The organism is Lysinibacillus sp. UBA5994, from assembly GCF_002429725.1.
GTDB classification, from domain to species: domain Bacteria; phylum Bacillota; class Bacilli; order Bacillales_A; family Planococcaceae; genus Lysinibacillus; species Lysinibacillus capsici.
In genome coordinates, this window is the sequence record NZ_DJAU01000044.1 from 36905 (window position 1) to 50984 (window position 14080).

General features: G+C 38.3%; 13 protein-coding genes, 1 riboswitch and 1 other annotated feature. Of the genes, 12 read left to right on the forward strand and 1 reads right to left on the reverse strand.

The genetic code is table 11. From position 1 onward, the window contains the following. The first annotated feature begins 19 nt into the window (after nucleotides 1-19). The 8 genes from B3D98_RS14400 to B3D98_RS14435 all read left to right on the forward strand — a co-directional run bounded on the left by B3D98_RS14400 (nucleotide 20) and on the right by B3D98_RS14435 (nucleotide 9159). Nucleotides 20-685: a TetR/AcrR family transcriptional regulator gene (locus tag B3D98_RS14400; RefSeq protein WP_371824156.1), complete on the forward strand. Its 666-nt coding sequence runs from the start codon at nucleotides 20-22 to the stop codon at nucleotides 683-685. A gap of 14 nt (nucleotides 686-699) precedes the next feature. After that, complete coding sequence (locus B3D98_RS14405; RefSeq protein ID WP_004226413.1) at nucleotides 700-1473, forward strand: enoyl-CoA hydratase; 774 nt, start codon at nucleotides 700-702, stop codon at nucleotides 1471-1473. Between the two features lie 114 nt (nucleotides 1474-1587). Next, entirely contained in the window at nucleotides 1588-2361 is a 774-nt protein-coding gene (locus tag B3D98_RS14410) for an electron transfer flavoprotein subunit beta/FixA family protein (RefSeq protein ID WP_004226415.1), read from the forward strand. Between the two features lie 47 nt (nucleotides 2362-2408). Beyond that, on the forward strand, nucleotides 2409-3386 hold the full coding sequence (locus B3D98_RS14415; RefSeq protein WP_288583806.1) for an electron transfer flavoprotein subunit alpha/FixB family protein: 978 nt from the start codon (nucleotides 2409-2411) through the stop codon (nucleotides 3384-3386). Between the two features lie 139 nt (nucleotides 3387-3525). Then, nucleotides 3526-3759 (forward strand) — a binding site (T-box leader). Between the two features lie 91 nt (nucleotides 3760-3850). Further along, nucleotides 3851-5167 (forward strand): amino acid permease, encoded by a 1317-nt coding sequence (locus tag B3D98_RS14420; RefSeq protein ID WP_284705897.1) that lies wholly within the window; start codon nucleotides 3851-3853, stop codon nucleotides 5165-5167. Between the two features lie 121 nt (nucleotides 5168-5288). Continuing rightward, complete coding sequence (gene trxA, locus B3D98_RS14425; protein WP_004226420.1) at nucleotides 5289-5600, forward strand: thioredoxin; 312 nt, start codon at nucleotides 5289-5291, stop codon at nucleotides 5598-5600. 123 nt (nucleotides 5601-5723) lie between these two features. Beyond that, the gene (gene uvrC, locus B3D98_RS14430; protein WP_237898408.1) at nucleotides 5724-7514 is read left to right on the forward strand and encodes an excinuclease ABC subunit UvrC; all 1791 of its coding nucleotides are present in this window, start codon (nucleotides 5724-5726) and stop codon (nucleotides 7512-7514) included. Between the two features lie 107 nt (nucleotides 7515-7621). Further along, nucleotides 7622-7799, forward strand: a riboswitch (Lysine riboswitch). Between the two features lie 133 nt (nucleotides 7800-7932). After that, nucleotides 7933-9159: an aspartate kinase gene (locus B3D98_RS14435; RefSeq protein ID WP_066037528.1), complete on the forward strand. Its 1227-nt coding sequence runs from the start codon at nucleotides 7933-7935 to the stop codon at nucleotides 9157-9159. Nucleotides 9160-9257: 98 nt separating this feature from the next. On the opposite strand, the gene B3D98_RS14440 is transcribed toward B3D98_RS14435, so the two are convergent. Further along, complete coding sequence (locus B3D98_RS14440; RefSeq protein ID WP_048393678.1) at nucleotides 9258-9692, reverse strand: YslB family protein; 435 nt, start codon at nucleotides 9690-9692, stop codon at nucleotides 9258-9260. 272 nt (nucleotides 9693-9964) lie between these two features. Between B3D98_RS14440 and B3D98_RS14445 the strand changes: the two genes are divergently transcribed. From B3D98_RS14445 to B3D98_RS14460, 4 genes are all read left to right on the forward strand, one after another. Then, nucleotides 9965-10573, forward strand: coding sequence for a succinate dehydrogenase cytochrome b558 subunit (locus tag B3D98_RS14445; protein ID WP_004226428.1), 609 nt, complete (start codon nucleotides 9965-9967; stop codon nucleotides 10571-10573). 66 nt (nucleotides 10574-10639) lie between these two features. Next, nucleotides 10640-12394 (forward strand): succinate dehydrogenase flavoprotein subunit, encoded by a 1755-nt coding sequence (gene sdhA / locus B3D98_RS14450; protein WP_288583813.1) that lies wholly within the window; start codon nucleotides 10640-10642, stop codon nucleotides 12392-12394. Between the two features lie 5 nt (nucleotides 12395-12399). Beyond that, nucleotides 12400-13179, forward strand: coding sequence for a succinate dehydrogenase iron-sulfur subunit (gene sdhB / locus B3D98_RS14455; RefSeq protein ID WP_004226431.1), 780 nt, complete (start codon nucleotides 12400-12402; stop codon nucleotides 13177-13179). Nucleotides 13180-13374: 195 nt separating this feature from the next. After that, complete coding sequence (locus B3D98_RS14460; protein ID WP_288583816.1) at nucleotides 13375-13839, forward strand: acyl-CoA thioesterase; 465 nt, start codon at nucleotides 13375-13377, stop codon at nucleotides 13837-13839. Nucleotides 13840-14080 lie beyond the last annotated feature (241 nt).

Here is a 14080-nt window from a genome sequence, read left to right on the forward strand (position 1 = left end):
ATATAATATGAAAATATGAATGAATGACCATTCATATTTTCATATTTTTTTAGGTTTACACGTCATATCGACGTGCGCATGTTTTTTAGGTGGTGATATAAAAGTGAAACGAGATAAGCCAAAATATAAACAAATTATTGATGCAGCTGTCATCGTTATTGCGGAAAATGGGTATCACCAAGCGCAAGTATCGAAAATCGCTAAACAGGCTGGGGTGGCCGATGGAACAATCTATTTATATTTTAAAAATAAAGAAGATATATTAATTTCTGTCTTTAATGAAAAAATGGCTGTTTTTGTAGAGTCATTACAAGATATAATAGAAAAGGGGAGTACGTCTAAAGACAAACTTTCACGAATGATTGAAAATCATTTTAATGTTCTAGCGACAGATCGATACCTAGCAACTGTCACACAATTAGAGCTTCGCCAGTCAAACAAAGACTTACGATTAAAAATTAATTCCGTATTGCGCGAGTATTTACAGCTACTTGATCAAATTTTAATCGAGGGTATGCTTACAGGTGAGTTCAATCAGACGATGGATGTACGCTTGGCTCGACAAATGGTTTTTGGAACAATTGATGAAACTATTACGTCGTGGGTTATGAATGACTATCGATATGATTTGATGGAACAGGTTCCAAAGGTTCAGGCATTAATCCTGAACGGCATTAAAGCTTAAAAGGATGTGGAGAAATGGAATTTCTAAGTTGGAAAGTAGAAGATGGAGTAGCGATTATTACAATTGCACGTCCACCAGCAAATGCATTATCTCGCGGTATTATTGCAGAAGTTAACGCTGTGCTTGATGCTGTAGAACACGATGATGCTGTAAGAGTCCTTGTACTTCATGGTGAAGGCCGTTTCTTCTCTGCAGGGGCAGATATTAAAGAATTTATTGGGGTAGAATCTGGTGAGGAATTTACAAAGCTAGCTAGCAACGGGCAGCAGGTTTTTGAGCGTGTTGAATCGTTTTCTAAGCCTGTAATTGCAGCCATCCATGGTGCGGCATTAGGCGGAGGGCTTGAGTTAGCAATGAGCTGTCATATGCGATTTGTCACTGAATCAGCAAAATTAGGTTTACCTGAATTACAATTAGGGCTTATTCCTGGTTTTGGTGGTACACAGCGCTTACCACGTTATGTTGGAGTAGCAAAGGCTGCTGAAATGATGTTTACAAGTGAACCAATCTCTGGTAATGAAGCTGTTCAGTGGGGCTTAGCAAACCGTTCATTCTCAGACGAAGCATTGCTAGAAGAAACGTTAAAGATTGCTAAGAGCATTGCTAAGAAAAGCCCAATTGCTTTAAAAGCAGCTATTCAAACATTGCAATATGCAAAGCATGCATCATTCTATGAAGGCATTGAAGCAGAGGCTAAATCCTTTGGGACAGTATTTGTCACAGAAGATGCCAAAGAAGGAATTCAAGCATTCATTGAAAAGCGTGAGCCTGTGTTTACTGGCAAATAATTTTCCAAATGTCGATAGCAACGTTCAGTATGTTATCGGCGTTATCTAAACTGAAAATATATAATATTTATAAGTTTACTTAGAATTATAAAACGTTCCAGGAGGTATGGATATATGAACATTTTTGCATTAATTAAACGTACATTTGATACAGAAGAAAAAATCGTTGTGTCGGGTGGTAAAATCCAAGAGGACGGCGCAGAATTCATTATCAACCCTTATGATGAATATGCCATTGAAGAGGCAATCCAAGTTCGCGATGCTGCTGGTGGTAAGGTAACAGTGGTGACAATTGGTGGCGAGGATGCAGAGAAGCAATTACGTACAGCACTTGCTATGGGAGCAGACGAAGCAGTGCTTATTAATACAGAAGATGATTTAGATGAGCTGGACCAACATGCAGCAGCTTATCTACTAGCAGAATACTTAAAAGATAAAGATGCAGATTTAATTTTAACAGGAAATGTTGCGATTGATGGTGGTTCAGGGCAAGTTGGTCCACGTGTTGCTGATTTATTGGATATGAATTATGTAACTACGATTACAAAACTTGAAATTGACGGAACATCTGCGAAAATTGTTCGCGATATCGAAGGGGATTCAGAGGTAATTGAAACTTCTTTACCGTTATTAGTAACTGCTCAGCAAGGTTTAAATGAGCCTCGTTACCCATCTCTACCAGGTATTATGAAAGCGAAAAAGAAACCGCTTGCAGAGCTTGAGTTAGATGATTTAGATATCGATGAAGATGATGTAGAAGTGAAGATTGAAACCGTAGACATCTTCTTACCAGCTCAAAAAGCAGCAGGCCGTATTTTAGAAGGCGACCTTTCTGCCCAAGCAAAAGAACTGGTAAATCTACTTCACACGGAAGCAAAAGTTGTTTAATTATTTGATGTCAATCGAATCTTAAAGGGTAACGGAGGGAATATGCTATGTCAAAAAAAGTATTAGTATTAAGTGAAGTTCGTGAAGGAAGCTTACGTAATGTTTCTTTCGAAGCAATTGCAGCTGCAAAACAAATCGCTGATGGTGGCGAAGTTGTTGGGGTACTTTTAGGGGATGTTGTAGCAGGTTTAACTGGTCCATTATTTGAATATGGTGCTGATCGAGTAGTAACAGTGGAACACCCACATTTAAAACAATATACATCTGATGGCTATAGTCAAGCACTATTAGCTGTTATTGAGCAAGAACAACCAGCAGGTATTGTCTTTGGTCATACAGCAAATGGGAAAGATTTATCGCCAAAAATTGCAAGCAAATTGCAGGCAGGTCTAGTATCTGATGTCACTGCTATTGAAGGTGCAGGCGACGATGTGGTATTCATCCGACCAATTTACTCTGGTAAAGCCTTTGAAAAAGTAAAAGTTAAAGAAGGCGTTGTCTTAGCTTCTATTCGTCCAAATAACATTACACCTTTAGAAAAAGCAGAAGGTAAAACAGGTGATGTGTCTGCCATCTCTGTAGAGATTACAAATCTGCGCACAATTATTAAAGAAGTTGTTCGTAAATCTTCAGAAGGTGTAGATCTTTCAGAAGCGAAAGTAGTTGTTGCAGGTGGTCGTGGCGTGAAGTCAGAAGAAGGCTTCGAGCCATTAAAAGAGCTAGCTGATTTACTAGGCGGTGCAGTAGGTGCATCACGTGGTGCATGTGACGCTGAATACTGTGATTACTCGCTGCAAATCGGACAAACAGGTAAGGTTGTAACACCAGATCTTTATATTGCAGCAGGTATTTCGGGCGCAATTCAGCATTTAGCTGGAATGTCCAATTCAAAAGTCATTGTTGCTATCAATAAAGATCCTGAAGCAAATATTTTCAAAGTAGCGGATTATGGTATCGTAGGAGATTTATTTGAAGTTATTCCGCTTCTAATTGAAGAATTTAAAGCATTAAAAGTGAACGCATAATACAGATGCAGGAAGGGATAACCCTTCCTGCTTTTTTATATTGCTTTCCATTTTAAAAAGTACTATTTGAAAATTATTGCAAAATAAAATATTGACATAATTAACGATAGACATTATAGTGATGGATACATTAATGATTTGAAACGCAAAGATTAGGAGTAGTAAAAGCTCGTTATTCGGTGAAGAGAGCTGCGGGTTGGTGCAACGCAGACCAATAAGACTTTGAACTTGCCTAGGAGTGGTAACACAAATAGAATTATCAGATTATTCTATTTGTTTGACGGTTAACCTTCGTTACAAGGTTTTTTAAGCTGGGTTCTCAAGAGCCAATTAGAGTGGTACCGCGGTTTGCTGATAGCATATCGTCTCTTCTTTCATTTGATGATGAAGGAATAGATGGTATGCTTTTTTGATATTTAGGAGGTAAGAAAGTGGAAAAAAACAAGCAACAATTAACAAGAACAATGACCTCGCGTCATATCACGATGATGGCGTTAGGTGGTGCCATTGGCGCGGGATTATTTAAAGGAAGTAGTGCAGCCATTGATATGGCAGGACCATCTGTGCTGATTGCGTATTTAATCGGCGGCATTATTTTATTATTTGTTATGCAAGGCTTAGCAGAAATGGCCGTGCGTAATAAAGAAGCAAGAACCTTTAGAGATTTAGTGCAATCCGTGTTAGGTAAATACCCTGCGTATTTCCTAGATTGGATCTACTGGAAAATGTGGGTTTTAAATATTGCAGCAGAGTCTGTCGTGGCTGCTATCTTTATTCAATATTGGTTACCAGAATATCCAATTTGGATACTGGCACTATCTGTTTCTGTGTTAGTAACAGCGATTAATTTATTATCCGTAAAAATCTTTGCAGAAACAGAATATTGGCTAGCATTAATCAAAATTACTGTTATTATTGTCTTTATCATTGCAGGACTTATTTTATTGCTTGTGACGTTTGGAAATCATAGTGCTGTTGGTTTTGCTAACTTAACGGAGCATGGTGGGTTCTTCCCTAATGGCTCGACGGGATTAATTGCTGCAATGCTTGTAGTTATCTACTCCTATGGTGGGACAGAAATCATCGGGATTACATTAGCTGAAACGAAAAATCCTGAAAAAGTAGTGCCAAAAGCTGTTCGCAGTACATTAGTACGTATTGTTACTTTTTATTTACTGCCATTCTTTATTATCGTAAGCTTGATTCCTTGGAATGAAGTAAATGGGGTTCCTGAAAGCCCGTTTGTCATGGTTTTTAAAATGGTTGGTATTCCAGGGGCAGACCATATTATGAACGCTGTTGTTTTACTTGCCATTATTTCATCAATGAATTCAGGACTGTATGGATCATCACGCGTACTATATACACAGGCTGTAGATGGACGTGTGCCTAAAATCTTTGCTTATTTATCGAAACGAAAAGTACCAGTATATGCTATTTTAATGTGTACTTTAGCGATGTATTTAGGGGTCATTTTATCTTTATATGCGGGAAGCAAAACATTTGATTTTCTAATGGGATCACTTGGTTATACTGTGTTATTTATTTGGTTAATTATTGCGATTGCACATTTAAAATCACGTAAAAAACAAGCAGAGCACACAAGTGCCTATGAAGTAAAATGGTTCCCTTATACGACTTGGATAGCTATATTGGCGTTAAGTGCGATTCTCATCGGAATTATTTTCACCACATCTATTATTGTGACAGGCATTACGTTAGCTATTTACCTTTTTATTACGTTAACCTATGTATTGAAGGGGCGTTATCAAGTCAATTAATGACTGTGTATTGATTTTTCGACACAGATTTGCATAAAAAATACATTGTAGGCAGATTGTTCGCTCAAGTGAATTTATCCATGCTATACTACAAGCATAGTAAGTTTAAGGAGGATTTCAAATGGCAATTGTACATGCAACAGATGCTACGTTCCAGGACGATATTAAAGAAGGGTTAGTACTAGTAGACTTTTGGGCTGCTTGGTGCGGACCATGTAAAATGATTGGGCCAGTTCTTGAAGAAATGGACGCTGCAGGTAGTGCGGCTAAAATTGTAAAAGTTGACGTTGACAATAACCAAGGTACTGCAGCTCAGTATCAAATTATGTCAATCCCATCTTTACTATTATTTAAAGATGGAGAATTAGTTGACAAAACAGTAGGCTTCCAACCAAAAGAAGCTTTAGAAGCATTTATCGCAAAACATGCGTAATGAATGAAGTTCACAAAGCCGAGCCATCAATTGATGTGTTCGGCTTTTTTTCGTTATATAATAAAGAAAATAACTAACATTATTCTAATGAGGGGAATTTTTACTTAGGGGGGCAGGTAGGTAATGAACGATTTAATAAAGCGAAAACTGGATATTTTACCAGATCAACCTGGCTGCTATTTGATGAAGGATCGACAAGGGACTATCATTTATGTCGGTAAAGCAAAAGTTCTAAAAAACCGTGTACGTTCTTATTTTACGGGAACACATGAAGGGAAAACGCAAAGGCTTGTAGGTGAAATAGAAGATTTTGAGTATATTGTAACGTCATCAAATATTGAAGCACTTATTTTAGAGCTGAATCTCATCAAATTACATGATCCAAAATATAATGTCATGTTAACGGATGATAAGACCTATCCATATTTAAAAATTACGAATGAAAAACATCCACGTCTGATTACGACACGGAAGGTAAAAAAGGATAAGGCAAAATATTTTGGTCCTTATCCGAATGCCTATGCAGCAAGTGAAACGAAAAAGCTATTGGATCGATTGTATCCGCTGCGCAAATGTGTACAATTACCTTCCAAGGTTTGCTTGTACTATCACATGGGTCAATGCTTAGCACCTTGTGTGAAGGAAATTGATGGTCAGGTTTATCAAGAAATGATTGAGGATATGACGAAGTTTCTAAATGGTGGTGTGGAGGCAGTCAAAAAAGAGCTTGAAGTTAAAATGCTAGCAGCTGCAGAAAACCTAGAATTTGAGCGAGCGAAGGAATTCCGAGACCAAATTGCCCATATTGATACGGTTATGCAGAAACAAAAAATAGTTTCAAGTGATACAACAAATCGAGATGTATTTGGCTATGCTGTTGAAAAAGGATGGATGTGTGTTCAGGTTTTCTTTGTGCGTCAAGGAAAGCTGATTGAGCGCGATGTCTCAATTTTTCCCATCTATCAAGATGCAGAGGAAGAATTTTTAACATTTGTTGGGCGCTTTTATGAAAAGCCAGAGCATATTAAGCCAAAAGAAATTTTTATTCCACAAGCCATTGATGCAGCTATCTTAACAGAATTATTAGAAATTAAAGTGCTCACACCGAAAAGAGGTCAAAAGAAGGAATTGGTTGAATTAGCTACCAAAAATGCTGAAATTGCTGTGGCAGCTAAATTCCAGCTAATAGAGCGTCAGGAAGAACGTACGATTGGTGCTTGTGAGGCACTTGGTGAAGCAATGGGTATTAGTACACCTTTACGAATTGAAGCTTTTGATAATAGTCATATGCATGGAACGGATGCAGTGTCTGCTATGGTTGTTTTCATTGATGGGAAGCCTGCGAAAAAGGAGTACCGAAAATATAAAACGCGTACAGCAGCCAAGCATGATGATTACGGTGCAATGCAGGAGGTTATACGTCGTCGCTATATACGTGTTTTAAAGGAAGGACTACCATTACCAGATTTAGTCTTAATTGATGGTGGTAAGGGACAAATGGAAGTAGCCCGTGAAGTACTAGAAGATGAGCTTGGTCTTGTTATACCGATTGCTGGTTTAGCCAAGGATGATAAGCATAATACATCTCAGCTCTTGTTTGGTGATCCACCAGAAGTGATTAGCTTAAAACGTACAAGTGATGGCTTTTATTTATTACAACGAATTCAAGACGAAGTCCATCGCTTTGCTATTACCTTCTTGCGTCAACAGCATGAGAAGCATGCCATTCAATCTGTATTAGATCATATTGAAGGGGTAGGACCAAAACGAAAGCAACAGCTGCTTAAACATTTCGGTTCAGTCAAAAAAATTCGAGAGGCGAGCGAGCTAGCATTACAGGAGGCTGGGATGCCCGCTAATTTAGCAAGCCAAATTTTTAGCTATTTTCAGCAACAATCATTGTCAAAGGAATAGGCATGTGCTATGGTTATAAATAACATTGTTTTCAATGTTATGAAGAGTCAACTGCGTGACTAGTTTGTTTACGCAAAGGCTTAATGAATTGAATACATTCACTTTAAAGTGATGATAGAGGTGCAAGATTCAAGAGTAACACGATGGAGGATGGACAAGTCCAGAGATATTGTGTGAAAGGGGAGCTTGCCGAAGTACAGGATTGTTGTTCCATTGTTGTACTGGTTTTGCATTTAAGAAATGTAAGACTGTCGATTCTAAACGTTTCGGAGAGCTATCACACATGCGCAAGTTACGATTATTGTACATGTTATAGGCAGCTTTCACGTTATGTGGAGGCTGCCTTTTAGTTTTCTAGAAACGGTTTTACCCCCCATAATTTGGTGAAATACATGAACTGGAAGGGAGAACGAAAGAAATGGCTAAAATCGTGATGAAGTTTGGAGGAGCTGCATTAGCTTCTACTGAACAAATCCAAGAGGCTGCTAGGAAAGCGATTGCTGAAAAGGACAAAGGATTGGATGTAGTAGTGGTCGTTGCAGCGATGGGACACACTGCGAAAGAGATGAAAATGATGGTACACCAACTAACTGACGATGTGTCGAAAAGAGAATTAGATGCAGTTTTGTCAACTGGATCTCAATTATCTAGTGCTTTATTTACCATCGCTTTGCAGGAAGCAGGCTATGAGGCTGTGTCTCTAACTGGATGGCAAGCTGGTATACATACGGATGGTATGTATCGACATGCTCGTATCGACTATATAGATATTAGTCGTATGGAAGAACATTTTGCACAGGGACAAATTGTGGTTATTGCTGGAGAACAAGGGATTGACGAAGTGCACAATATCACCACGCTTGGAAAAGGTGGAGCTGAAACAGCTGCTGTTGCACTTGCCATAGCGTTGGAAGCGGAGAGAGTAGATATGTATACAAATGTGGATGGTGTTTATACAGCAGATCCACGATATGTTCCCAATGCCCAAAAGCTTCAAGAAATTTCATATGATGAAATGTTGGAATTATCGAATTTAGGGTCTCATATCATACATCCTCGTGCGGTGGAGTTAGCGAAGAAATTTCAAATGCCTGTTATTATACGTTCAAGTTTAATAGAATCAGTAGGCACTTTATTGAAGGAGGAAGTGGAAATGGAAAAAAATTTAGTCGTTCGTGGTGTTGCATTTGAATCAGATATTATTCGTTTAACAGTAGGGTATGATGCTTTTTCCAATGCTTCATTAGCAGATATATTTACGGTTCTTGCAGAGAACCGTATTAATGTAGATATTATTGTCCAAGCCATTATTGATGGGTTGAAGCCAACTGTATCGTTTTCCATTTTAAAAGAGGAATTTGCGGAAGCATTACGTGTTTTAGAGGATAGTAAATTATCACTTGGATTTAGTTTTGCTGACTTCGAAATTGGACTAGCAAAAGTTTCTATTATTGGTTCAGGCATGGCTTCCAATCCAGGCGTTGCTGCTCGTATGTTTGATCGGTTACGTCGTGAAAATATCCCTGTAAAAATGGTTAGTACTTCTGAAATAAAAGTGTCCGTTGTTGTACCACAGGATGATATGATCCAAGCAGCTAATGCTCTCCATGATGAGTTTAATTTAGAGCAAGCACTTTACATATAATAATAGAAGAAACAGCATTTTATGTAATTGACCGAAATAAAAGGAAGAAAAAAGAAGGATTGTCATCCCATTCTTTAATGGGAAACAATCCTTTTTAATTATTCTGAGGGAATGGTATTCATAATACGTTCTTTAACGTCCCATTTGACTGTAAACATGACGTATTGTTGCTTTTCCCGTTTTTCATTATAGCATTCTGTCAGGTAGCCTTTAGCTAGTTGAATTTGCTCTGCTATAAATCCTGCTTCAAGTTTAAAGCTACGCTGCTTTATTTGAAGAATTTCAGGGTCATTTGTCAACTGGAAAATACGTCCATCTTTTGATTCCTTTATGAGTTCTAATGTACCCCAGCAGGCATCTGCGAAAAATGCGATAAGTTCATCTTGACTTTTACATGGGAACTTGCGAGCAAGCTCTTTACCTGCCCAATAAAGGACGTCATCTTCATGTTTACCGAGTATAGAAGATAGAATATGATCACGAATGATCTCATAGCCAAATGATGAGATTGTAGGAGATGGAGTGTTTAACATTGTTATCCTTCTTTCTTAGAATTTTCTTAAAATTTAACGGTAATAAAGTAATGATAGATTTTTCGAGAAAAAACGACGCATCATGTACTAGATTAGTTCTTTAATAAGCTCTATGAAAAACTCCGAGTTGCCTTGACGCTCGTAGCTCTTGAGAGTACAATAAACATGTCATAATATTGTACCATGATGAAATACACAGTCAATGAAGTATCATTTACAAAATGATGACTTCTTTTGTTGTGCTATTTTAAGTACTAAGGGGGGTAACAGTCTTGTCGAAAGATCGAGAGTTTTTATGGCGTCGCTTACATTCTCTACTTGGGATCATTCCAGTAGGTCTGTTTTTAACGATGCACCTGTTCATTAACTTTACAGCAACAGGCGGGGCAGAAAGTTACAACGATGCTACCGCAGTAATGGAAAAGATTCCATTCCTTATCCTAGTTGAATGGATTGTCATCTATATTCCATTAATGTTCCACGCATTTTATGGTGTCTACATTGCATTCACTGCTACACCAAACACAGGACGTTTCAGCACGTACCGTAACTGGATGTTCTCTTTACAACGTTTTACTGGTGTATTCTTAGTGATATTCATTGCATGGCATATTTTCCAAACTCGTATTCAAAAAGCACTTGGCACACACGTTGATTACGACATGATGGCGAATATTGTTGCTAATCCATTCATGCTTGGATTCTACATTGTTGGTATTTTATCAGCAACTTTCCACTTATCTAACGGTTTATGGGCATTCCTAGTAAGCTGGGGTATTACACAATCTCCTCAGTCTCAAAAGATCGCTACTTACGTAACAAACATTCTTTTCGTAATTCTAAGTGTAGTTGGTGTGGCTGCTATTTTAGCTTTCGTATAATTCAATAGAAGCTACGATAGAGCACATGCAATCATTGCAATTTTTTAAGAGGAGTGAGAAATAATCATGGCGAAAAGCAAAGTAATTGTTGTCGGCGGTGGTCTTGCCGGTCTGATGGCAACGATTAAAGCAGCTGAAGTTGGTACTGAAGTTGATTTATTCTCATTAGTTCCTGTAAAACGCTCACACTCTGTTTGTGCGCAAGGCGGAATTAATGGTGCGGTAAATACTAAAGGTGAAGGGGATTCTCCATGGATCCACTTTGATGATACAGTTTATGGTGGGGACTTCCTAGCGAACCAACCACCAGTTAAAGGTATGTGTGATGCAGCACCTGGCATTATCCACTTAATGGACCGTATGGGTGTTATGTTCAACCGTACACCAGAAGGACTTTTAGATTTCCGTCGTTTTGGTGGTACTTTAATGCACCGTACAGCTTTCTCTGGTGCAACAACAGGTCAACAATTACTTTATGCGCTAGATGAGCAAGTTCGTTCTCATGAAGTAGCTGGTTTAGTAAATAAATATGAACACTGGGAATTCCTTGGTGTTATTATCGATGAAGACGGCGTTTGTCGTGGTATCGTAGCGCAAGATATGCGTACAGAAGAAATTAAATCATTCCGTGCAGACGCTGTTATTATGGCGACTGGTGGCCCTGGTATTATCTTCGGTAAAACAACAAACTCTGTTATTAACACAGGTTCTGCTGCATCTATCGTTTATCAACAAGGTGCTTCATATGCAAATGGTGAGTTCATTCAAATTCACCCAACAGCGATTCCTGGAGATGACAAAAACCGTCTAATGTCAGAATCAGCTCGTGGTGAAGGTGGTCGTATTTGGACTTACAAAGACGGTAAACCTTGGTACTTCCTAGAAGAGAAATACCCAGCTTATGGTAACTTAGTACCACGTGATATTGCGACACGTGAAATTTTCGACGTTTGTGTAAACCAAAAACTTGGTATCAATGGCGAAAACATGGTATACCTAGATCTTTCACATAAAGATCCACATGAATTGGACGTTAAACTTGGTGGTATCATCGAAATCTACGAAAAATTCGTAGGGGATGACCCACGTAAATTACCAATGAAAATTTTCCCAGCAGTTCACTATTCAATGGGTGGATTATGGGTTGACTACAATCAAATGACTGAAATTCCTGGTCTATTTGCAGCAGGTGAATGTGATTACTCTCAACATGGTGCAAACCGTCTTGGTGCAAACTCATTATTATCTGCTATCTACGGTGGTATGGTTGCAGGACCAAACGCAGTAGACTATGTAAAACACCTTAAAAAGCATGCTGAAGATCTTCCACAAGAGATTTACGATGCTCGTGTAAAAGAGGAACAAGCGAAATGGGATGCTATCATGAAAATGGAAGGCACAGAAAACGCTTACTTACTGCATAAAGAGCTTGGTGAAATGATGACTGCTACAATGACTGTAGTACGTTACAATGATCAGCTTGAAGATACATTGAAAAAACTTGATGAGCTTACTGAGCGTTGGAACAACATCAACATCAATGATACGCAAAAATGGAGCAATCAAGGCGCACACTTTACACGTCAGCTTAAAAATATGTTAGTGCTTGCAAAAGTAATGACAAAAGGTGCACTATTACGTAATGAATCTCGTGGTGCACACTATAAACCTGATTTCCCTAACCGTGATGATGAGAACTTCTTAAAAACAACAATGGCGAAGTTTGACCCAGCTACTGGTAATCCAATCATCACGTACCAAGAAGTCGACGTTTCATTAATCCCACCACGTAAACGCGACTACTCTGCGAAAGGAGACTAAAAGTTATGCAAATCGCAGCTAATACTGGAAGAATGGTCAAAGTGGAAATCTTACGTCAAGATACACAAGGCGGCAATAGCTACTGGCAAAAATTCCAAGTGCCTTACCGTCATGGTATGAACGTAATTTCAATTTTAATGGAAATTCAAAAAAATCCTGTTACTGAAGATGGTGTAAACACATCACCAGTATCATGGGATATGAACTGTTTAGAAGAAGTTTGTGGTGCATGTTCAATGGTGATCAATGGCCGTCCACGTCAATCATGTTCTACACTAGTAGACCAATTGACAGAGCCGATTAAATTGGAGCCAATGAAAACATTCCCTGTTATTCGTGACTTACAAGTTGACCGTGAACGTATGTTCAACGCGCTTAAAAAAGTTAAAGCATGGGTACCAATCGATGGTACGTATGATTTAGGTGAAGGTCCACGTATGCCAGAAGGTAAACGTCAATGGGCTTATGAACTATCTAAATGTATGACTTGTGGTGTATGTATGGAAGCATGTCCAAACGTGTCTGAAAAAGCTTCATTCATCGGACCAGCTCCATTATCACAAGTACGTCTTTTCAACACTCACCCAACTGGTGCTATGATTAAAGATGAACGTTTAAATGCGATTATGGGTGACGGTGGCCTTGCAAACTGTGGTAACTCTCAAAACTGTGTTGCTGCATGTCCAAAAGGTATTCCTTTAACAACATCCATCGCTTCATTAAACCGTGCAACTACAGTGCAAATGTTCCGTAACTTCTTCGGTTCTGACCACTACGTAGACTAATATACGGACAAGCTGAACTCCCTTACACGAAGTGTAAGGGAGTTTTTTATAGTTATAGAAATGAAATTTATCAAGTTGTTTATTTACATTTTTTCTATGATAATATAGCATTTTCTTTTATAATGAATATATATTCATTTTGTTTGCCGTTGATTGATAAAAGACGTGCAATTACATGACAGGGGATGGTATATCATGAAGGCAAATTATATCGATAATTTTCAAGAGTGGGAAAAGGGTTTTTCATTTTTTAGCGAGGTACGAGTGCGATTTTCAGAAACAGACATGTATGGTCATATGAACAATACGATTAGCTTTACATATTTTGAGCAAGCAAGAATTGATTACTTCAGACATTTAGGAATTTTAATGCCCCCAGTTGGAGAAGAGAATGTGAAATCTATACCTATTGTAGCCGATTTACTATGCGATTATGTAAAGCAGGTATTCTTTGATGACGTACTACGAATCTATACAAAAATCGCGCAAGTTGGGAATTCGTCGATGGACATTCACTATCTAGCAAAAAATCAAAAGGACGAAATCTGTTTCACTGGTCGTGGGACAATTGTACAAATGGATCCTCGTACAGGTAAAAGTGTGCCGATTTCAGAGGAAGAAAAAACGAAATTCATTCAGTTAGCCATTCTGCCTCACTAGTTCAACATATAAGTATATGTGAATTTATTGAAATAGTAGGTTTTGCTTTTTACGTAAAATTTATGAATGTAACAATGTAATTTTCGAAATTTTTAAGGAAACATGGAATAATCATGCAAATAGCCGTCACCGCTTCCTGCCCCTTAACATAAGTTACAATACGTGCGGGGGAGGAGGGTGTAACTGAATGAATGGCTCTCATCATCGTTCTCTTTTAACAAACCGAGAACGTGAAATATTT

Excerpts from the sequence above, each read along its gene's own strand:
- sdhB (WP_004226431.1), top strand. The coding sequence starts at position 12,400 with ATGCAAATCGCAGCTAATACTGGAAGAATGGTCAAAGTGGAAATCTTA.
- B3D98_RS14420 (WP_284705897.1), top strand. The coding sequence starts at position 3,851 with ATGACCTCGCGTCATATCACGATGATGGCGTTAGGTGGTGCCATTGGC.
- sdhA (WP_288583813.1), top strand. The coding sequence starts at position 10,640 with ATGGCGAAAAGCAAAGTAATTGTTGTCGGCGGTGGTCTTGCCGGTCTG.
- B3D98_RS14440 (WP_048393678.1), bottom strand. The coding sequence starts at position 9,692 with ATGTTAAACACTCCATCTCCTACAATCTCATCATTTGGCTATGAGATC.
- B3D98_RS14460 (WP_288583816.1), top strand. The coding sequence starts at position 13,375 with ATGAAGGCAAATTATATCGATAATTTTCAAGAGTGGGAAAAGGGTTTT.
- B3D98_RS14415 (WP_288583806.1), top strand. The coding sequence starts at position 2,409 with ATGTCAAAAAAAGTATTAGTATTAAGTGAAGTTCGTGAAGGAAGCTTA.
- B3D98_RS14435 (WP_066037528.1), top strand. The coding sequence starts at position 7,933 with ATGGCTAAAATCGTGATGAAGTTTGGAGGAGCTGCATTAGCTTCTACT.
- B3D98_RS14405 (WP_004226413.1), top strand. The coding sequence starts at position 700 with ATGGAATTTCTAAGTTGGAAAGTAGAAGATGGAGTAGCGATTATTACA.
- trxA (WP_004226420.1), top strand. The coding sequence starts at position 5,289 with ATGGCAATTGTACATGCAACAGATGCTACGTTCCAGGACGATATTAAA.
- B3D98_RS14410 (WP_004226415.1), top strand. The coding sequence starts at position 1,588 with ATGAACATTTTTGCATTAATTAAACGTACATTTGATACAGAAGAAAAA.
- uvrC (WP_237898408.1), top strand. The coding sequence starts at position 5,724 with ATGAACGATTTAATAAAGCGAAAACTGGATATTTTACCAGATCAACCT.
- B3D98_RS14400 (WP_371824156.1), top strand. The coding sequence starts at position 20 with ATGAATGACCATTCATATTTTCATATTTTTTTAGGTTTACACGTCATA.